This window comes from Pseudozobellia thermophila, from assembly GCF_900141855.1.
Lineage (GTDB): Bacteria > Bacteroidota > Bacteroidia > Flavobacteriales > Flavobacteriaceae > Pseudozobellia > Pseudozobellia thermophila.
In genome coordinates this window covers 14,336-35,115 of record NZ_FQYU01000004.1, presented here as the reverse complement: position 1 = coordinate 35,115, position 20,780 = coordinate 14,336, and the positions used below count along the sequence as shown (strand labels likewise).

Annotated in this window: 18 protein-coding genes; 11 read left to right on the top strand and 7 right to left on the bottom strand. The window is 48.6% G+C overall.

Features of this window, described 5'->3' with window-relative positions; translation table 11 throughout:
- Position 1: 1 nt before the first annotated feature.
- Positions 2 to 313: a ribosome hibernation-promoting factor, HPF/YfiA family gene (gene hpf / locus BUB37_RS12065; protein ID WP_072994075.1), complete on the bottom strand. Its 312-nt coding sequence runs from the start codon at positions 311 to 313 to the stop codon at positions 2 to 4.
- Between the two features lie 140 nt (positions 314 to 453).
- Here hpf and BUB37_RS12060 point away from each other — a divergent pair, with 140 nt between their 5' ends.
- Complete coding sequence (locus tag BUB37_RS12060) at positions 454 to 1,092, top strand: WG repeat-containing protein (protein WP_072994074.1); 639 nt, start codon at positions 454 to 456, stop codon at positions 1,090 to 1,092.
- 143 nt (positions 1,093 to 1,235) lie between these two features.
- Here the strand turns inward: BUB37_RS12060 and BUB37_RS21350 are convergent, their stop codons facing one another.
- The 3 genes from BUB37_RS21350 to BUB37_RS12045 form a co-directional block, all read right to left on the bottom strand.
- Complete coding sequence (locus BUB37_RS21350) at positions 1,236 to 1,442, bottom strand: zinc ribbon domain-containing protein (RefSeq protein ID WP_170863162.1); 207 nt, start codon at positions 1,440 to 1,442, stop codon at positions 1,236 to 1,238.
- 96 nt (positions 1,443 to 1,538) lie between these two features.
- Positions 1,539 to 1,937: a DUF302 domain-containing protein gene (locus tag BUB37_RS12050; RefSeq protein WP_072994073.1), complete on the bottom strand. Its 399-nt coding sequence runs from the start codon at positions 1,935 to 1,937 to the stop codon at positions 1,539 to 1,541.
- Between the two features lie 26 nt (positions 1,938 to 1,963).
- On the bottom strand, positions 1,964 to 2,929 hold the full coding sequence (locus BUB37_RS12045) for a 1-phosphofructokinase family hexose kinase (protein WP_072994290.1): 966 nt from the start codon (positions 2,927 to 2,929) through the stop codon (positions 1,964 to 1,966).
- 120 nt (positions 2,930 to 3,049) lie between these two features.
- Between BUB37_RS12045 and BUB37_RS12040 the strand changes: the two genes are divergently transcribed.
- The 7 genes from BUB37_RS12040 to upp all read left to right on the top strand — a co-directional run bounded on the left by BUB37_RS12040 (position 3,050) and on the right by upp (position 13,094).
- Positions 3,050 to 4,135 (top strand): site-2 protease family protein, encoded by a 1,086-nt coding sequence (locus BUB37_RS12040; protein WP_072994072.1) that lies wholly within the window; start codon positions 3,050 to 3,052, stop codon positions 4,133 to 4,135.
- 204 nt (positions 4,136 to 4,339) lie between these two features.
- Positions 4,340 to 5,140, top strand: coding sequence for a sulfite exporter TauE/SafE family protein (locus BUB37_RS12035; protein WP_072994071.1), 801 nt, complete (start codon positions 4,340 to 4,342; stop codon positions 5,138 to 5,140).
- 74 nt (positions 5,141 to 5,214) lie between these two features.
- A complete protein-coding gene (locus BUB37_RS12030; protein ID WP_072994070.1) occupies positions 5,215 to 6,213 on the top strand; it encodes a Tll0287-like domain-containing protein in 999 nt (332 codons plus the stop codon).
- A gap of 116 nt (positions 6,214 to 6,329) precedes the next feature.
- Positions 6,330 to 6,731, top strand: coding sequence for a hypothetical protein (locus tag BUB37_RS12025; protein ID WP_244526818.1), 402 nt, complete (start codon positions 6,330 to 6,332; stop codon positions 6,729 to 6,731).
- An 89-nt stretch (positions 6,732 to 6,820) separates the two neighbouring features.
- The gene (locus BUB37_RS12020; RefSeq protein ID WP_072994069.1) at positions 6,821 to 11,179 is read left to right on the top strand and encodes a CusA/CzcA family heavy metal efflux RND transporter; all 4,359 of its coding nucleotides are present in this window, start codon (positions 6,821 to 6,823) and stop codon (positions 11,177 to 11,179) included.
- A gap of 9 nt (positions 11,180 to 11,188) precedes the next feature.
- The gene (locus BUB37_RS12015) at positions 11,189 to 12,319 is read left to right on the top strand and encodes an efflux RND transporter periplasmic adaptor subunit (RefSeq protein ID WP_072994068.1); all 1,131 of its coding nucleotides are present in this window, start codon (positions 11,189 to 11,191) and stop codon (positions 12,317 to 12,319) included.
- A gap of 121 nt (positions 12,320 to 12,440) precedes the next feature.
- Entirely contained in the window at positions 12,441 to 13,094 is a 654-nt protein-coding gene (gene upp / locus BUB37_RS12010; protein ID WP_072994067.1) for a uracil phosphoribosyltransferase, read from the top strand.
- A gap of 11 nt (positions 13,095 to 13,105) precedes the next feature.
- Here upp and BUB37_RS12005 read toward each other — a convergent pair whose 3' ends face one another.
- Positions 13,106 to 15,607, bottom strand: a complete 2,502-nt coding sequence (locus BUB37_RS12005; protein WP_072994066.1) for a cation-translocating P-type ATPase — start codon at positions 15,605 to 15,607, stop codon at positions 13,106 to 13,108.
- Positions 15,608 to 15,737: 130 nt separating this feature from the next.
- On the opposite strand from BUB37_RS12005, the gene BUB37_RS12000 reads away from it, so the two are divergent.
- Positions 15,738 to 16,202: an Hsp20/alpha crystallin family protein gene (locus tag BUB37_RS12000; RefSeq protein WP_072994065.1), complete on the top strand. Its 465-nt coding sequence runs from the start codon at positions 15,738 to 15,740 to the stop codon at positions 16,200 to 16,202.
- A gap of 177 nt (positions 16,203 to 16,379) precedes the next feature.
- Here BUB37_RS12000 and BUB37_RS11995 read toward each other — a convergent pair whose 3' ends face one another.
- Positions 16,380 to 17,204: a patatin-like phospholipase family protein gene (locus BUB37_RS11995; protein ID WP_072994064.1), complete on the bottom strand. Its 825-nt coding sequence runs from the start codon at positions 17,202 to 17,204 to the stop codon at positions 16,380 to 16,382.
- 236 nt (positions 17,205 to 17,440) lie between these two features.
- Between BUB37_RS11995 and BUB37_RS11990 the strand changes: the two genes are divergently transcribed.
- Positions 17,441 to 19,471 (top strand): PAS domain-containing sensor histidine kinase, encoded by a 2,031-nt coding sequence (locus BUB37_RS11990; protein WP_072994063.1) that lies wholly within the window; start codon positions 17,441 to 17,443, stop codon positions 19,469 to 19,471.
- A complete protein-coding gene (locus BUB37_RS11985; protein WP_072994062.1) occupies positions 19,443 to 20,510 on the top strand; it encodes a response regulator in 1,068 nt (355 codons plus the stop codon). The genes BUB37_RS11990 and BUB37_RS11985 overlap by 29 nt, the downstream gene beginning before the upstream one ends.
- Here BUB37_RS11985 and BUB37_RS11980 read toward each other — a convergent pair.
- Complete coding sequence (locus BUB37_RS11980; protein ID WP_072994061.1) at positions 20,507 to 20,779, bottom strand: DUF6327 family protein; 273 nt, start codon at positions 20,777 to 20,779, stop codon at positions 20,507 to 20,509. The genes BUB37_RS11985 and BUB37_RS11980 overlap by 4 nt on opposite strands.
- Position 20,780 lies beyond the last annotated feature (1 nt).

The window sequence follows — 20,780 nt, the reverse complement described above, 5'->3', positions numbered from 1 at the left end:
CTTATAGGGGCTTTTTGCTTTTTTCAAACTTGGCTTTGCGCTTTCTGAGTTGTCGCTCAAGGTCGTTTATGGTTTCCGCAGCGGCTTTTTCAAAGTTGTTTTCGGTCGACTTGGCAAAAATTCTTGGTCCGGGAAGGCTCAGTTCCATCTCACAGATCTTATTGTTGCCATCGGTGCTGTTGTCCAATTTAAAGAAAACATCGGCACGGATGACAAACTGGAATTTGTTGCCCAATTTTTCGAGGTTGCGGGTAACGATATGGCTTAGCGATTCGCTTTCGGGCATTTGCACGTACTGAAAGTTTATGGTCATGATGCGTATTTGATTTTTGATTACAACCCAAAGGTACCGATATGGCCCTTCTTATAAAATGATATAAGTCATTTGGCAATAGGGAGTGAATTCTAAATTTTGTTCCAGTTAATGTATTCAACAATCTAAAAATTGATATTATGAGGAAGACACACTTTTTAATGGCCCTTATTTGTCTTTTGCCCATTTCGCTGGTGGCACAAGGGCTCAAGGGAATCGACGAAATTGGTCCCTTTAGCGAGGGATTGGCCGCCATACGCAAAGGCGACCAATGGGGATTTATAAACAGGGAAGGTGCGCTGGTCATCGATTTTAGAAGCGATATCCATTGGAACAAGGATGCGGATCCCGACAAGAGGGATGTGTCGGGGGTGCGCTATCCGATGTTCAGGGAAGGAAGGTGTTTGATTACCAAAAATGTCGAGGACGGGGTGCCCTTGTTCGGGTTCATCGACACCAAGGGCAATACGGTGATCGAACCCCAATTTTTAAACGTCTATCCATTTATGGATGGATATACCACGGGCGTTCTGTTCGAGAAGACCCTAAAGGGCGAGAACGAATTCAAGCTTAAAATATACGACTTTAAGTTCTTCGACGTGTTGCTCGATACCTCGGGAAATATTAAGGAATACCTTGGGGAGAGGCATAACATCCAAATGCGGAAAAAGCGTTACCAAAGACCATCGATCTGGGCAAAACGCTTGGCAGACGGACTGGTGGCCGTTCGTACCAAGGACCAAGGTTGGGAGATTCGACAAGTGGCGACTAGTGAATAGCGCGGAAGGATACCGGAAAACGGGCATTCGACGAGGCGATGCAGGCGGCGGGACCAAAGTGCCCCGCTGCCACTGCCTCGGCCCTTTACAAAAAGGGCCTATTATCATATTAGTAGGGGAGTAGGGCCGCAAATGGCGACGGCCTACAGGGCCACTTCCCTTTTTTTGCCCACCTTTTTTCGGGGCCTTCGCCCCACGGCCTTCCCGTGGTTCACGAACTTGCCCCGGACATAACAGGAATGGCAGTATTCGGTATTGATCGTACCGTCTTTGTTGGTGCCAAAATCGTACAAATGGTGCATGGGGCGGCCACAGTTTTCACAAATATTACTGGCTAAAGCTTTCATCATCATTAAGTTTTAACGGGTTATGGCCAAGAAGGTAGTTCCTTCCTGGGCCGGATGAAATGACTTGGGTCAGTAGTCGTCCCCGTTCGGGGGGATAGATCAACGATTGCCTATGTTTTCAATGACTTTTTTTAGCTTGGTACCGACATTTTCCGCAATGCCGGCCAGGGCCTCGTTCTTCACTGCCTGCATGGATGCGGCGGGATCCACGGCGGCTATTTCAATACGGCCGGGTTCTTTCTCCTGCACGATGACATTGCAGGGCAACATCGTGCCGATCTTGTCCTCGGCGCTTAGGGCCTCATAGGCCAATGGCGGATTGCAGGCCCCTAAAATGACATAGTTGTGAAAATTGGCATCCAGTTTTTGCTTAAGGGTGGCTTTTATGTCAATTTCGGTAAGCACCCCAAAACCTTCCGCTTTTAGGGCTTCCTTGGTTTTTGATAGGGCACCCTCAAAATTAGTGTCCTTTAGGCTAGTTGAAAAGTAGTAGTCCATCGTTGTCTGTTTTAAGTGGCATTGGGTTACACGGTAATTTCCATTTTTTGCATTGTGGCCGCGTTCGAAACGATCCATTTGTTCAATTGCTCCACATCTTCCCTTTTACAGAGTTGGGTACCTTCGGTCATGGTCGCGGCCGTGCCGCAGGCCACACCGTACCGTACCACCTCTGTTAACGATTTGCCCTGGGCCAGGGCGTATACCATTCCGGCAACCATACTGTCCCCGGCACCAATGGTGCTCTTTTGGTGCACGATCGGGGCGGCAATGAGCTCGGTCCTATCCTTGGTCACCAACAAGGCGCCTTTGGCCCCTAGGGAAACCACAAGCACTTCACAGGGGGTTTTACTTAAAAAGGTTTGGGCCAGGGGTTCGAGTTCATGAAAGGAGATGGTATCGACCCCGCATAATGCGGCCAGTTCGCCCAAATTGGGCTTTAAGAGGAAAACACCGGCCTGTGCACCTTTCAGTAGGGCCTCACCCGAGGTGTCCAAAATATATTTTGCCTTCTTTTTTTGGGCGATCTTCGATACCCGGGCGTAAAAATCGATGGGCATATCGGGGCATAGGCTTCCGCTGGCCACCAAAAAGTCGCCCTCCGCTAAAACGGCGCCCAACTGCCTTAAGGTGTTTTCCCATTCACTTGGGTTGATCTTTGGGCCGGGCATTCCAAACCGGTATTGTTGGTTGTTTGCAATATCGGTAACGGCGAGGTTTTCACGTACACTGTCCGCCGTGGGAACAACCTGCTGCGTTATATCAAGGTCGTTCAGCAGGTCGTGCAGACGGTCTCCCGTAGGGCCGCCCGCCATATACATGCAGAGCGATTCGGCCCCCAATTCGTTGAGGGCGCGTGAAACATTGATTCCTCCCCCACCGGCTTCATAGACAGGTTGGGTACATCTCAGTTTGCTATGGGGCTTAAGGCCATTGACGGTCGTACTTTTGTCAATGGCCGGGTTAACGGTCAATGTAACTATCTTTTTCATTTCTTTTATGCAATTTATCGATACCTTCAAATTTAAGGCTAAGGAAGACTTCTTCATATGACGAATGTCATTGTCGACAGGGGGGTGCCGAAATATATTTGTCCGTAAAACCGGCAAGATATGAAGGGGGTTCTAAAATTGGGAAGGGTTGCAGGTATTAAGATAGAAGTGCATTGGACGTTTAGCCTGCTGTTGGTCTGGGTGGCCTTTATAGAAATTCGCCAGGGCGCCGACCTATACCATCTGTTGCTCAACGAGGCCTTGGTCCTCGTCTTGTTCGCATGTGTGGTACTGCACGAATTGGGCCATGCGCTCACCGCAAAGAGGTTCCGCATCAACACCCAAAGGATCACGCTCTTGCCCATCGGCGGAGTGGCCTCTCTTGAGAAAATGCCCGAAAAACCCATGCACGAGTTATTGGTGGCCTTGGCAGGACCGGCGGTAAACGTGGTCATAGCCCTACTATTGGCCCTGGTCGTTCCCGTAAGGAGCTATTTCAACTTTGATGCCATTGTACTGGAAGAGGTCTTGTACCAGCCTACTTTCCAAAACTTTTTGTTCTACCTGTTTATCGCCAACGTCATGCTGGTGGTATTTAATATGATACCTGCCTTCCCCATGGACGGGGGTCGTGTACTTCGGGCCTTGCTGTCCCTTAAATTGGGCCGTGTGGAGGCGACCCAAATAGCCTCGGGTATCGGTCAGGGCCTGGCGGTGCTGTTTTTTGTGGTCGGACTCCTGTTCAATCCCTTCCTCATATTGATCGCCTTTTTCATCTTTTTTGGGGCCTACGGCGAGAACCAAATGGTAAAACAGAGCTCGTTGCTGGAGGGGCATATTGCAAAAGAGGCCACACTGACCAATATTACCTTGCTCAGTCCCACGCATACCGTACAACAGGTCATCGAGATTTTATTGGCGGGTACCGAAAAAGACTTCGTGGTCATGGAGAACGATAGAATTGCCGGTATCGTTACCCAAAAAGATATCATTGAACACGCCAAGACACCCGACCTGGCCGTTGAGGATATCATGGATCCCACATTTCGTTCCATTGAGGCTTCGACCCCCATGGCACAAATGCTCGAAATTATGGCAAGGGAAAAGAAGCCTTTCTTTCCCGTTACCGAAAAAGGCAAGCTTATCGGGGCCATCGATAGGACGAATATCGGGGAATTCATCCTAGTAAAAACCGCCAACGCCTAAGCGTATGTCCGGCCAAGGGCCATCATGTTTTTCTGCGATACCGATCCCGTTTTAAAGGCCATTTCGTTTTATATAGGGGGGGTGCGCGCATTTTTGTCCCAGGTCGGGTGTGCCCAAGCTATTCCTCGATTTCCGCTTATGTAACTTGGGTTACTGTGGATGCGCATCACACTTGATACTTTTGGTAATTATCGATAGGATGTTATGGAAATCACCGAAATCTTAGGTTATGTGGGCGCCGTTGCCATAGGTGTGGTACTTGGGCTGATCGGCGGGGGAGGTTCGATCCTTACCGTTCCGGTATTGGTGTACTTGCTTTATATCGAGCCCGTAACGGCCACGGCCTATTCCCTGTTCGTCGTGGGCCTTACTTCCTTGGTGGGGACCCTTCGGAACCTCGGCAAGAAACTCGTCGATGTAAAAACGGCCCTGGTCTTTGCCGCGCCTGCCCTTGTTGCCGTTTATGCGACCCGTAGGTACCTTATTCCCGCCATTCCCGACCATCTGTTCCGCATAGGCGACTTTATGCTTACCAAAGATATTGGTATTATGGTGTTTTTTGCCCTGATTATGCTGTTGGCATCGATTTCGATGATACGGGGCAAATGCGTCAATTGCAATGACGATGCCGCCGAGGTTGAGTATAACTATCCCCTGATTATTTTGGAGGGGACCGGTGTGGGCTTGTTAACGGGCCTCGTGGGGGCCGGCGGTGGTTTCTTGATCATTCCCGCCTTGGTACTCCTAGCCAAATTGCCCATGAAAAGGGCCGTTGCGACCTCACTTTTGATCATAGCCATTAAGTCGATGATCGGTTTTATCGGTGATGTGGAAAATATCGATATCGATTGGGGCTTTCTTTTGGTGTTTAGCTTGTTGTCCATAACCGGTATATTCCTGGGTACGTGGCTCAATAAGTTTATCGCCGGCGACAAGCTCAAAAAATATTTTGGTTGGTTTGTACTCCTTATGGGGATATATGTGCTTTTCAAGGAGCTGGGGTGAGTTGTGGGCAGACTGACAATTATCATTCCATAACAGTTTTGAAATTAAGAGATTGCAAAAGAAATTCGCGTATTATGAAAAATAGCATCATCGTTTTGGTGTCGGCCCTATTGTTGGTCAACTGTAAAGAGTCCCAAAAGGACAAGGTCGACAAGACCGACGGGCAGGAGGTAGTGGAAAGGGCCCCGACCGCGAAAGTACACTCGGGGAAATTGCTCCTTGAAAAGGAGTGCTATATCTGCCACGACCCAAAGGCCTCCATGGCCGATAGGATCGCTCCGCCCATGGAGGCCATCAAGCGGCATTACATCGACTCGAATACCACCAAGGACGAGTTTACCAAAGCCTTGATCCTTTGGGTGAACGATCCCGAAACGGAATCGAAGGTGCCCACGGCCCATGCCAAGTTCGGCCCTATGCCGTATATGCCCAACCCAGATCATGCCGTGGCCCAAATTGCCGATTACCTTTACGATAACGAAATCGAACGGCCCGATTGGTTCGACGAACACTTCGAAAAGGTACATAAGCCAGGGATGGCCGTGGGGGAATGCGGGTGTTTCGGCGACTACGATTTTGAGCAGGAATATGCAGCTATCGGACTGGCCTATGCCATGGAAGCACAGGCCGAACTGGGTAAAAACCTTAAAAAGGCCATTCAGGAAAAAGGTATTGTTGAAGCCATCAAGTTCTGTAATGTAGAAGCCATACCGTTGACCGATAGCGTTTCGGTTATGAACAATGCCATAATCAAAAGGGTTTCCGATAAGGTGAGGAACCCAAAAAACCAGGCCAACGATGAAGAGTTGGGCTATATTGCGGACTTTAAAAAAGCAATTGCATCCGGTAAGGAGGTAAGCCCCATAGTAAAGGTCAATGGCAAGGAGGTCGACTTTTACTACCCCATAACCACCAATGCCTTGTGCCTACAGTGCCATGGAAAGCCGAACGAACAGATCCAACCCGAAACCTTGGCCACATTAAAAAACCTGTACCCAAATGATAAGGCCATAGGCTACGGCGCCAATGAGGTTCGTGGTATATGGAGCATCAATTTTGATGCGAACAACTGATGCCGACGTGTGACGGGGCCGAAATTTTGGGTGTTTTGTTAAATTGGCCTGCGGAAGATTTAAATAATTGGAATGGCTGATTGACCTTAAAATGTATTTTATATAATTTTGTTTCTATGATGGCCAAATTGTTTTCGATAGTGATGTCCGCTTTGATCTTGATGCAAGGTCTGGATATTGCCGTTGATGATATTGTACAATTTGACGAGCTGTTGGAACATGCCGAATACCATGCCGAGAAATACGGGGACAACCTATTGGTGTTCATATCGAAGCATTATGGCGAACTAAAGGAACAGCATAGCAAAGACCATCAAGAAGAGAAAAAGGAACACGAAAAACTCCCTTTCCAGAACCACAGTTGCTGTACTCCGGTCATAGCCGTTTTTTGGGGCAGGCCGATTCCCAAAATCGACGCCTTGCAAGTTCCTGAAAACAGAAAGGCCAACTTCTTTTACCGGCCACCCAGTTCCACACTTCATGTTACCGGGCTGTTTCAGCCGCCCCGGATTGCATAGTTCATTACCCTCCAAAAGGGTTCTACATGTCAATAGTTTCAAGGCTGCCTAGGCTTTGATATAATATTAATCCATGTTTTCAATGAATTATGCTTTCACATATTATTGCTTTCAGTATTAAGAACAAATTTCTTGTTCTCTTGTTTACCGCCTTAATTATGGGGTTCGGCTTCTATTCCCTGTCCCAGATTCCCATTGGCGCGGTACCCGATGTTACCAATAACCAGGTTCAGGTCATCACCACTTCCCGAAACCTTTCAACACAGGATATGGAACAGTTTATAACCTATCCGGTAGAACTCGAAATGGCCAATTTGCCCGGGGTCAAGGAAATTCGATCGGTCTCTAAATTCGGACTTTCGGTGGTGACGATTGTTTTTGAAGAGGAACTAGGCACCTATTTGCCCAGGCAGCTAATTGCCGAAAAGATAAAATCGGCCGCAGAAAAGATCCCTGAAGGTTTCGGCACGCCCGAAATGGGTCCGGTTACAACGGGCCTGGGGGAAATCTATCAATATATATTGGATGTGGAACCCGGATACGAAGACCGGTATTCGCTCGAAGACTTGCGTACCATTCAAGATTGGGTCGTAAAGCGCCAACTTTCGGGTATACCCGGAGTGGTGGAAGTAAATACCTGGGGCGGCCTTTTAAAACAGTACGAAGTGGCGATCAACACCGAAAAGTTGAATGCCATGAACGTAACCGCCCAAGAGATCTATTCCGCCTTGGAAAAGAACAATAGCGTAAGTGGCGGGGGATATATCGAAAAGGTAAATCAGGCCTACTTTATTAGGGGGGAAGGACTGATTGGCTCGCTAGACGATATTGGGAATATCGTAGTCAAAAACCACGATAATTTCCCCATATACATCAAGGATGTAGCCGATGTCGGCTTTGGCAGTGCCACCCGTTTTGGGGCCATTACCGGTAACGGACAGGGCGAAAAGGTATTGGGGCAAGTAATGATGCTTAAGGATGCCAATTCGAAAAAAGTGATCGACGCCGTAAAGGAACGGGTGTCGGCTATCTCCGAATCCTTGCCCGAAGGGGTGTATATCAATGCCTTTTTAGACCGAAGCGAACTTATCGGAAGGACCACCTTTACGGTTACCGAAAACCTCGTTTTAGGCTGTTTGATCGTCATTTTTGTTGTTGTTCTGCTATTGGGCAATTTTAGGTCGGGCCTGTTGGTGGCCTCGGTTATTCCATTAAGCCTGTTTTTCGCATTATCGCTGATGTACATTTTTGGGGTAGATGCCAATTTGATGAGCCTCGGGGCCGTCGATTTCGGTATTATTATCGACGGTGCGGTAATCATAGTCGAGTTCATCGCATTTCAAATTAATAAAAAAAGAAGCGAAATAGAGGCTTTTGGCCACCTGCCGGCAGAACAGGCAAGAACCGAAAAACAGGCACTAAAGGACGATATTACGTTTATGGGGGCTTCTAAAATGATGAATTCGGCCATATTTGGTCAATTGATCATTCTCATCGTCTTTATTCCCGTTCTTTCCTTGAGCGGGGTCGAGGGCAAAATGTTCAAGCCCATGGCCTTGACCCTTAGTTTTGCCCTTATCGGAGCCATTATCTTGTGTTTTACCTATGTTCCGGTCGCCGCATCGTTATTTTTAAAGCCTTCGAAGGTTTCCGAAAGGAATATTTCGTCGCGGTTGATGAACTGGTTGTACAAACGTTATGATCCCTTGATCGATTGGGCCCTAGACAGGAAAAGATGGGTGCTGGGCATGGCCTTGGTGCTTTTGGGAGGAGCTGTTTATCTCTTCACTACTATGGGCAGTGAATTTGTACCTACCCTCGACGAAGGCGATTTTGTCATCCAACCCGTGTTGAAAACGGGGACCTCCTTAACGAAGACTATTGAAACGACTACGCAAATCGAAAACATACTGATCGACAACTTTCCCGAAGTAAAGCAGGTCGTTACCAGGATCGGGGCGGCGGAAGTGCCTACCGATCCCATGTCAATGGAGGAAAGCGATGTGATCATCACCCTAAAACCCAAAAAGGAATGGGTTTCGGCAAGTACCAAGGATGAATTGGCCAATAGGTTTAAGGAGGCCTTGTCCGTAATTCCAAATATGGAGGTCGAGTTTACCCAACCTATCGAAATGCGTTTTAACGAACTCATTACCGGGGTTAGGGCCGATATAGCCATTAAAATTTTCGGGGAAGACTTGGATATCCTGGCCAAAATGGGCAACGATATCAAATCGCTCGTCGAAAACGTAGAGGGGGCCGCGGACGTTATCGTTGAAAAAATTGCCGGGTTGCCCCAAATGAACGTTCGCTACGACCGTGCCAAAATTGCGCGTTACGGACTCAATATCCAAGATGTGAACGATATGGTATCGATGAGTTTCGGGGGGAAGGCCGCAGGGAGTGTCTTCGAAGGGGAAAAGCGCTTCGACCTGGTCGTAAGGTTGGACAAGGCATATCGAACGGACATCGACAACCTTAAGAATCTATATATCGACCTGCCCAAGGGCGGAAAAGTACCGTTGCGTGAACTCGCCGAGATAAGCTACAAAAAGGGCGCGGCCAAAATTTCACGCGACGATACCAAACGTAGGCTTGTTGTGGGGATCAATGTCCGGGATCGGGACCTTCAGTCGGTGGTCGACGATGTTCAAAGGCTCATCGATGCACATATTGAGCTTCCGGTCGGGTATTCGATTACCTATGGCGGACAATTTGAAAACCTCCAGAGTGCGCGGGAAAGGTTATTGGTAGCCGTTCCCATTGCCCTCCTGCTTATTTTTGTCCTCTTGTATTTTGCATTTAATTCGGTTGCCGAAGCCCTGTTGATCTATTCGGCCATTCCCCTTGCAGCTGTGGGTGGCGTTGTGCTTTTGTGGATCCGCGGATTGCCTTTTTCGATTTCGGCCGGCGTAGGCTTTATTGCCTTGTTCGGCATCGCGGTATTGAACGGCATCGTACTCATTGAGCACTTTAAGGAATTGAAAAAGCAAAGGTTTGAAAATATCGAATCGCTGGTAAAACAAGGTACGAGAGATCGGTTGCGGGCCGTATTGCTCACCGCCTCCGCGGCGGCCCTGGGTTTCTTGCCCATGGCCGTTTCTACAAATGCGGGCGCTGAAGTACAGCGACCATTGGCCACCGTGGTCATTGGCGGCCTGATCACGGCTACCGTGCTTACCCTTGTGGTGCTTCCTGTCCTGTATGCGTATTTCCACAAAATAAAGGACAACGGGGAAACCCTGTTGCCGAACAAAAAAATGGTCAAGGGGGCGACCATAGCCCTGCTATTGGCTACGGTTAACTCAAACGCGCAAGAGGGACAAGCTTCCCTTCAGGAACTGATAAGCCTCGCCATGGAAAACAATGCGGGACTCAAGGCCGATCAACTGAAAATGGACCAGGCGGAGTCGCTTATAGGCAGTGCCTTCGATTTTGATAAAACGCATTTTTATTACGAATACGACCAGAACAACCTGGCCATCAACAACGAACCCTTGGATGTTATTGGCGTGCAGCAAGATTTTCTCTTTCCTACCGTATATTTTGCCGGCAAGAAAGTGAAAAAGAAAGGCTACGACCTGGCTTCAAGCAGTTACGAAGTTCGCAAGAAAGAGCTGGAACGGGCGGTTACCGCTGCCTATTACAGGTATTTGTATGCGGCGGAAAAAGAAGCGGTTTACCTAAGGTTGGATAGCCTGTACGCCGATTTTGCAAATAAGGCGGCCCGAAGGTTCGAACTGGGGGCGACCACCTATCTCGAAAAGATTACCGCCCAATCGAAACGGCGCCAAATTACCGTTCAATTGGAAAAGGCCAAAAAAGATGTCGATATCGCCTATAAGGATCTGTTGAAACTTGTTCAGGCCAAGGGTCCCCTTAACATTGGGCACATGCCGCTCTTAAAAGTTGCCGTAAAGAACCCTCCGATATCCGATAGTCCGGAACTACATTACTACAACAATCGGATTTCCTTGGCGAAGGCCAACCGCAGTTTGGAAAAACAGAAGCTGCTGCCCGATATTTCGTTGAGTTATTTCCAAGGAAGCAATGCCAACCTTGGCGATCATTTGTTCGGATATCAGGTCGGACTTAAAATTCCCTTGTTTTTTGGAGGACAAACGTCTCGGATAAAGGCTTCCAAAATAGCCTCCAAGATTGCCGTTGCGGAATTCGAGGAATACGGCATCCGGTTGGAAGCAAGGCTGATGCAACTTCAAAGCGAATTGGATAAATACGAACAGGCATTGGTGTATTACGATGAAGAAGGAACCCTGCTTTCCCAAGAAATTTTAAAAACGGCCTCCGGAAGTTTTAAAAACGGGGAAATCGATTTTTATCAGTACATCCTAAGCCTTGAAAATGCCTATCAAATCCGTTTGGAATACCTCGATAACCTCAACGGGTACAACCAAACGGCCCTAAAAATAAATTACCTCACCCTCTAAAATATACCGATGAAAAATACAATCTATAGAACACTCGCGTTAATGGCCTTTTTTATGGCCTTTGCTTGTGGCGAAAGCACGAACGAAAACGGTCAAGCAAGGGCCGATGATAAGCCAAACGACCTTATTAAAATAACCCGGGCCCAATTTGAACAAAGTGCGATGCAGTTGGGCACTTTGCAGGAAAGGGAGTTTCCCATAATGGTAAATGCCACCGGAATGATCGATGTGCCGCCCGAAAACCGATCGGTGGTAAATGCCACCATGGGGGGCTATATAAAGAGCCTGCCTTTACTTGTGGGCGACAGGGTTGAAAAGGGCCAGGCCCTGCTCACCATTGAAAACCCCGAGTTCGTGACCTTGCAGCAAGACTATCTGGAGGTGGGGCAAACCCTGGATTACCTAAAAACGGAATACGAGCGCCAAAAAACCATGTACGATGAGAACATTACATCGCAAAAGAGCTATTTGAAGGCCAAAAGCGAGTATAAGACTGCCGAAGCGAGGCATAACGGCCTGCGAAAACAATTGGCCATGTTAAATATCTCCCCCGCCAAGGTGGAAGAGGGGAACATTACGTCGGTTACAACCATATTCGCCCCCATTTCGGGCAGTGTTACCAAGGTAAATGTAAGTAAGGGCAGCCATGTTGCCCCTGCCACCTCGATTTTGGAAATTATTGATAACGACCATATTCACATAGAACTATCGGTATTTGAAAAAGACATTATGAAGGTGAAAAAGGGGCAGGACATCCTTTTTAAAATCCCTGAAGCTTCTTCCGATACCTTTGGGGCCGAGGTACACCTTGTGGGTACCTCGATCGGTGGGGACCGTACCATAAAGGTACACGGGCACCTAAAGGAGGAGGAAGAAAACAAGTTTCTCACCGGAATGTTCGTCGAGGCCCAAATTGTTACCGAGACTACCCGGGCCAAGGCGCTGCCATCGGAATCTATCATAGACATCGATGATAAAAATTATGTGCTTTTGCTCGATAAAAAGGTAGATGACGATTATTACTTTAGAAAAATGGAGGTAAGGATCGGGGATGCGTACCAAGGGTATAGCACGATCAAAAATGCCGATACGTTTGGGCCCACGGACCAATTTTTGACCCAGGGGGCGGACAATTTTTAGAAGTGTGGCCCCCTCGTGCGAACCTATGCCGCCCGAACCTACCTATTTCCTTTAAAACCTTCATCGGGTTCTGGTATGTTTTGGCGATATGATGTATTTTAGGAGCATAAGGTAAAAGACAATGACCATACATAACTTTGGCGATGGAAATTCGCTTTTAAACCAGTTTGTTTCAGAGATACGGGATGTAGAGATACAAAAAGACTCCATGCGCTTTCGTAGAAATATCGAGCGTATCGGTGAAATTTTGAGCTACGAGTTCAGCAAAACCTTGACCTATGGCGACAAGGCGGTAACCACGCCCTTGGGAACCAAAGTGATGTCATTGCCCGTCGACAAGCTGGTGCTCTGTTCGGTACTTCGGGCCGGACTGCCCTTGCACCAAGGCATGCTCAACTATTTTGACGGGGCCGAAAACGCCTTTATTTCGGCCTACAGGCATCACAGGGGCGATGAGGATGCCTTTGAGGTAATCGTAAAATATTTTGCGTCACCCAGCCTGGAGGGCAAGAACCTGGTACTTTCCGATCCGATGCTGGCTACGGGAAAAACCTTGGAAAATGTGCTGAAGGCCCTAAAGGAACACGGCGAGCCCGAGCAAATAAATATCCTTTCGGTAATCGGTTCAAGGGAAGGTGTCGAATATGTAAAAAAGGTATTTCCTGAAAACACCCGGTTGTTTATTGCCGCCATTGACGATAAACTCAATAGCAGGGGCTATATACTTCCCGGAATCGGTGATGCGGGCGACTTGGCCTTTGGCGAAAAACTGTAGCTCCTTGTTTTTTATTTGGCCATGAGGCGTTTCCCCCATTTGACCCCTTCAAACCAAAGCACCGAAACACTCCCGGCAAAAAGACTGACCGACAATTGCTTCGAACCCAAGGTTTCAAAATCGAAGAAGGCGTTAAACGGCGGTACAAAAAGCAAAAGTCCCGCTAGAACAAGGGTGATACCGATGATAAAGGGCACCAGATTGTTTTTGTACTTCAGGGTAGTCAGTATCGAGAAGTAAAAAGAGCGGTTGATCAAGGTGAGAAAGATATTGGCTATGATAAGCACCATAAAGACCATGGTCCGGGTAACGGCTTCGTCAAAACCCTGTGCCACGGCGTACTGATAGACCGAAAGGGCGCCGACGGTAATGGCCAAACCTTGTACGATACTTGTGGCCAATTCCCTAAAATTAAAAAAGGAGGTGGTAAAGGGCCTGGGTCTTTCACGCATGGTATTGGCCTCCATGGGTTCGTTTTCATAAATGATGGAGCAGGTGGGGCCCATGATCAATTCCAATAGGATAACGTGCGAGGGCGAGAAGATGGAAGGGTATAGCCACCCCAGGGCCAAGGGGATGAACACCGTCAATATGATCGGGATATGAATGGAGATGATATAGCGTATTGCCTTTTTGAGGTTGGTATAGATCTTTCGGCCCATGGCAATGGCATCGACCATTCCGGATAGGTCGTCGTTCAATAGGATCAATGAGGCGGCCTGCTTTGCGATTTCAGTGCCCTTTTTGCCCATGGCAATGCCAAAGTGAGATGCCTTGAGTGCGGGTCCGTCGTTTACCCCGTCCCCGACCATGGCCACAACCTCGTTGTTCGCCTTCAGGGCGTTGATGATCCGAAGTTTGGCGTCGGGGAACATGCGGGTAAATACCTGGGTTTCCTTGACCTTTTCCTGAAGTTCCGCATCGCCGAGCTGCATCAGTTCGTCTCCCGTCATGCATTTTTCATAGCCCTTAAACCTGATTTGCTTGGCGATGGCCCGTGCGGTATCGGCGTAGTCGCCGGTTACCAGTTTTACATTGATTCCCGCGGTATCGAAGTCCTTGAGTACGGCACCTATGTTCTTTTTCGGAGGGTCGTAGAAGGCGACGATTCCCTTGAAGGCAAACTGAAGGTCCTGCTGCCTTTTGGGGTAGTCGTTTCCTGAAAAAAGGGCCTGTCCGACCCCCAAGAGGCGGTATCCTTCCCTTCCCAATATTTTAATGGTGTCCTTTATTTTTTCTTTTTCGGGCGTCGACAGGTTTGAAATATCCAAAAAGGCTTCCGGGGCGCCTTTGGCGGCAATAATTCGTTCCCCTTTTTCGTCTTCGAAAATATGGGTCATCATCGGCGGTTTTCCGCCCAAGGGATACTCGTGTACCATGTTGAACCGAGGGCGTTCGTCGGTAGGGGTAAAGGCCGTGTAGGCCTCGTGAAGGGCGGTTTCCATCGGGTCGAAGGGTATGGGCTCGCTGGCCCACATGGCTAGGGCGATCAGTTCTTTTTGGGCCTCGTCCAATTGTCCGTCCGCTGGACTTATCGTCCCGTGGGACATGGTGAACAGTTTGGCCAAGGTCATTTTGTTCTCGGTAATGGTCCCCGTCTTGTCTATGCAGATCACCGTGGCACTGCCCAGGCTCTCGACGGTCTTGATTTGTTTGACCACTACGCCCAACTTCATCAGGCGCCAGGCCCCCAGGGCCATAAAGGTGGTGAAGGCTACGGGAATTTCCTCGGGAAGAACGCTCATGGCCAGTGTCAGTGCCTTGAGCAGGCTGTTCAGGGCATCGTGGGTGTTATAGAAATTAATGCCCCAGACCGCTAAAAAGGCGATTCCGCCCCAAATCGACATGTTCTTTACGAAGTTGGCGATTTGCCGTTCCAATGGGGTTTTTTCTTCCTTGATCGATTCGATGCTCTTTCCGATCTTGCCCAGCTCCGTACTATTGCCCACGGCCGTAACCGTCGCAATGGCCAGGCCGCTGGCCACCGTGGTGCCGCTAAAAATGGAATTGTCCACTTTTTCGGAGTCCTTGAAGACCGAAAGGGACTCTCCCGTTAAAATCGATTCGTTGACCGAAAAATCGTTGGAATGGACAATGGTGCCATCGGCGGGTATCAGGGTGCCTTCCTCTACCATAAGGCTATCGCCGATAACGAGTTCCTCACTGGGTATGCCCACGATCTTTCCGTCTCGTATTACCGTACAGTTGGGCTGCGAAAGACTTTTTAGCTTTTCAAGGGCCTTACGGCTTCGGGAATCCTGGTACAGCGAAATCGAGCCAACCAAAACAATGGCTATGGCCAGGAAGATACCGTCACCTATGTTTCCCGTAAAAAAATAGATACTGGAGGCCACCAAGAGCAAGACGACCATGGGCTCTTTGGCAATGCTTTTTAGGGCATCGGCGAAACCGCTTTCCTTTTTATAGGTAAGGGTATTGCGGCCGTGGGCCTTACGGGAGGCAATCACCTCCTTTTCACTCAATCCTTTTATGCCAAAGTTGTCGATGGACATTCGTCTTTTTGATTTTTTAAAAATAAGTCCAAAAAAAATGGAAGATACTGATTTATGTCATTTTGATAACCTGTGGTAGCTTCTAATTTAGACTCATAATTACAACGTTTAACCCTAAAACATCAAAGTTATGTCACTAGTAAAATTTAAAAGAAGGCCATTTGGAAGCCTTATCACCCAAGACTTTTTTGACATGGATGATTTTTTCGACGACCGCAATTGGGTAAGGAATATGATACCCGACAGTTTCTGGAACGGCAAGCGGTCGGAACCTGCCCTCAACATCAAGGAAACGGATGAGGATTATGAGATTGAACTGGCAGCTCCCGGCTTCGCCAAAAAGGACTTTGAAGTGACCATCGACGACAATTGCCTCCATATCTCTGCGGAAAAATCGACCTCCGAAGAGGAGAAGGAAGACAACTATACGCGTCAAGAATTTAGCTATAACGCCTTTCAACGTTCTTTGCGCCTACCTGAAAATGTAAAACAAGAGGCTATTAAGGCCAAGTACAACGATGGCATCTTAAGCTTTAAACTGGCCAAAAAGGAAGAGGCCAAAAAGCTGCCTCCCAAAAAGGTAAAGATAGCATAAGCTAATTTATAGACTGCTTTCTTAATTGCAAATCCCTTCCCAATACCTGATTGCGTCCTTATTGACAGGTAGTTCGGAAGGGTTTTGTTTTGCGGTGGAAGCAAAGGACCATTTGGCATTACCGAATAAGGTTACTGTCTGGTGGGCGGAGTGCACTGCCTATCTAAGGGGGCGTGCTTAGGAAAGGGTTTCGTCTACCTTAAAACCGTTCATGGCCTCCCATTCGGCTTCGGACATGGCACGGTCGAAACCTTCTGAATTTTGCAGGGCCTTTATCGCCGCGGTATAGCCCAGTTCAAAAAGCGTATCCATGTTCTTTAGGGAAAACATGCTGAATTCGGCCATACGCTCGGGTCGGATCAAAATATCGCAATCCTCGAACTTGAGCAGGGTTTCATTGGCGACCATAATGTGGTAGGCACGCTCCAGTACATGGTGTGCATGCCTGAGATCTCCCACTTGTACTTTTTGAAAGGGGTTGACATAGACGCCCACGATCTGGTCGCAGTACCCCTTTATAAGATCGACCGGAAAGTTGTTCAAGGTGCCGCCATCGACATAGTAACCATTTTTAATGGAAACCGGGGCAAATAGTCCGGGTACGGCGGCGGAGGCCAGTACGGGTTTGATCAGTTCCCCTTGATGAAAGACCTTTAGCGTACCGTCAAGTAGGTTCGTGGCCGTAACATACAAGGGTATTTTTAAGGATTCGAAGCTGTCGTGGGGCAGGTACGACCTAAAATGGTCGTAGAACTTTTCGGTATCGACAAAGCCGGGTTTGCTTCTGGCATAGTTGGTAATGGTGAAGATTTGGGTCGTCTTGAAGAATTCCAATATTTTTTCCCATGGGCAACCGCCCGCATACAGGGCCCCCACAATGGCCCCGGCACTGGTGCCCGCAATATGGGAAGGTTCGATGCCGTACTCTTCCAAGGCTTTTATGACTCCAATGTGGGCGGCACCGCGAATACCTCCCCCTGAAAATACCAAACCCGTGTTCATGGTTGATCCGTATTGTTTCTTCCCCGAAGGTAAGAGGTGTTGCCATTCGATAAAATGACGTTTGTCATATCCCGTGGTTTCAGCGGCCGCTGCTGACCAATGTCATTTTAATCGGGAAGATGCTGTAATACATTTGAAAGGGAAGGGGCAAACCACAGGTCTTGCGCCAAGGGGGACCCAGCGACGTAAAGGCCGGTTGGGCCTATAATTTTACAGTGATCAAATATTAAGAAGGGATGGAGGACCCGGTTATCAAAAACGGCATTGTCGAAGACATGGACACCATTGGCGAAATGGTACATGTGGGGAGTTGGTTTTGGGACTTAAGGACCAACACCGGCAGTTGGTCCGATGAATGCTATAGGATATGTGGACTTTCACCGGGCGATGCACAACTAAATTCGGAAACGGTCCTCTCCTACATCCACCCGGAGGACAGGGAAGGGGCGATAGATGCGGTGCGGTTCGCCATCCGCAATAACCGGCCTTGCCATCATAAAGTTCGTTTGCTGAGGCCCGACGGTTCCGTTTGGGATATCGTCGGCAAGCTTGCCCTTGCCCATGATGCCAGTGGCGAACCGATCGCCCTGTTCGGAACCGTACACGACATCACCAGGTCAAAGGCCCTGCATGAATTGGTCTTTATGAGAAATAGGGCCTTGGAAGTTGCCGGCAACGGTATTATCATTGCCGACGCACAGCAGCCCGATATGCCCATCGTGTATTGCAACAATGCCTTTACCCAAATGACCGGGTATAAAAAGAACGAGATCTTGGGCAAGAACTGCCGCTTCTTGCAGAACGATGACCGCGACCAGGATGCGGTCGTACGAATGGCCAGGGCCATCCAAAAGGGGGAGGCCTGTCGCGTGGTATTGAGAAACTATCGAAAGGACGGTTCCATGTTCTGGAACGAGCTTAGCATAACCCCCCTCTACGACGAAGATGAAAAACTCACCCATTTTATCGGGGTACAGAGCGATGTTACCGAAATCCAATTGACCAAAAGCCTTTTGGAAGACTACACCATCAAATTGGAAGACAAGGTGGCCGAACGCACGAAAGAGATCGAGTCTACCGTACAAAGGCTGGTAGAGGTCAATTTAAGCCTCGAAGACCAGATCCAGGAGACCAGGTTGGCCGAAAGAAAGGCACAGGAGAGCCAGGCCCAGTTCACCGCCATTGCCAAAAACTTCCCCAAGGGCCTTATCGTGGTTTTCAATAGGCAATTTGAATTGGTCTATATGGAAGGGGAGGAAATGAAAAGGCTCGATTTTCAGAAGTGCGATTTTGAGGGGATGCCCCTCGAAGACATACCCGTTTTTTCGAAAGACCAGATCCAACGGCTCAAAAAAGATGTCGCCAAGACCATAGAGGGCCGGAGCCTAACCTTCGAAATGCAATTTCAAGGCGAGTGGTACGCCGTAAACAGTACTCCCCTTAAGTCCGATGGGGAGGCCATCGTGTGGGCCCTCTTTGTGTACAACAACATAACCGAACAAAAGAAGGTTCGGGAAGAACTGGCCAAGGCCCTGAAGGTGGAACAAGAGCTCAACGAGTTGAAGTCCCGCTTTATTTCCATGGCTTCCCACGAGTTCCGGACTCCCCTGAGCGCTATTTTGTCATCGGCCATCCTTATCGGAAAGCAAAACGAACCGGGAAAAGAAGAAAGAAGGGCCAAGCACGTGTCGCGTATACGGGCCCATGTCAAACAGTTGGTGGTCATATTGAACGACTTCCTGTCCTTGAGCAAACTGGAAGAGGGCAAGGTACAGGCAAAGCCCCAAGAGTTTGAGCTGGTCCAGTTTTGCAAGATCGTGGTCGACGAAATGGAAGCCACCAAGAAAATCGGGCAGACCGTTCAGTTGAAGCATACCGAGGTCGAGATTCCTGTCTTTTTAGACCAAAAACTATTGGGCCATATCCTGGTCAATCTCTTGTCCAATGCCCTTAAGTATTCCGACGAGGGCGAAGAGATCGTTTTGGAGCTTCAGCGTATTGGGCAAGAGCTGCGTTTTAACGTAGTGGACAAGGGTATCGGGATTCCCGGGCAAGAACAACAGCATCTTTTCGAACGGTTTTTTCGCGCTGGCAATGTCACCAATATACAAGGTACGGGCCTCGGGCTGCATATCGTAAAACAATATACTTGCTTAATGGGCGGCAAGGTCAGCTTTACAAGTCAATTGGGTAAGGGAAGCACCTTTACCGTAGAACTCCCCCTAAATTTATACGAACATGAAAAAAATATTGCTGATCGAGGATAATGAAACGGTTCGGGAGAATACGGCCGAACTATTGGCCTTGGCCGATTACGGGGTATTGACCGCCGAAAATGGTGAGATAGGCATGGAGAGGGCCAGAACGTTTTTGCCCGACCTGGTGGTGTGTGATATCATGATGCCGAAAATGGACGGCTTCGAAGTATTGCGCCTAATGGGAAAAGACCCCATTTTGGCCGGAACCCCCTTTATTTTTCTTACGGCAAAGACCGATCGCGGGGATATGCGCACGGGTATGAACCTAGGGGCCGATGATTACCTTACCAAACCCTTTGAAGAAAGGGAATTGTTAGACGCCATAGCCAGTCGCCTTGAAAAGCATGATGGCCTTAAAAGGAAAATTTCGAGGGACCTGGAGGGAATCAATGCCTTTCTCAAGGAAGCGTCGGAGTATATCGAATTAGAAGATCTATCGCGCAACTACAGCTTAAGGCCCTATGCAAAAAAGGAGGTCGTCTTTTGGGAAGGCGATAGTTCGCACGCCCTGTATTTTATCGAAAGCGGGAACGTAAAAACGTACAAGGGTACCGAGTCGGGAAAGGAACTGGTTACCGGTATCTTCGGCCCTGGCGATTTTATCGGGCAATTGTCTTTGTTGAACTCGGCCGGAACCTATGTGGAGAACGCGGTGGTTTTGGAGGATGCCGAACTTTGTGCAATCCCCAGGGCCGACTTTATAAGGTTGCTATACGGCAACCACATCGTTTCCCAAAAATTCATATGCATGATTTCGAACAACCTGGTCGAAATGCAGGCGCATTTGGTCGACATGGCCTTTTCGTCGGTCAGGAAACGCGCGGCGAAGGCGCTTTTGGATCTGCATGGGCAGGGGTTGATCTTAGACCGTCCCAACGGTGGGATTTCAATTGCCAGGGAAGATTTTGCGGGTATGATCGGTACCGCCACGGAAACGGCCATTCGTACCTTGTCCGATTTTAAGGACGAGGGCCTGATCACTACCGATAGCGGTAGGCGGATCATTATCTTGAACAAGGGGGAACTAATAAAAGCCGCCCAATTTTAGGGCGTTTGCCGCTTTGGGTCTTTTTCTTCGCCCTTTTTACGGCGAAGTAGCCCCAAGACTTTCTTGGCTACATAGGCCACAAGGATACTTTTCAAGGAGTGGTTTTGGGTAATGGCGGCGCCCAAACCTTGGAACACTTTTTTCGGCACCAGGCCCACCTTGGCCTGGCGAAAATGTAATTTTAGGTTCTCTTGGTCGATTTTTCGCTGTAATTCCAAAATTTTTAAACGCCTGTCTATTTCTTCAAAGGAGGTGTATTCTTTGGGCATA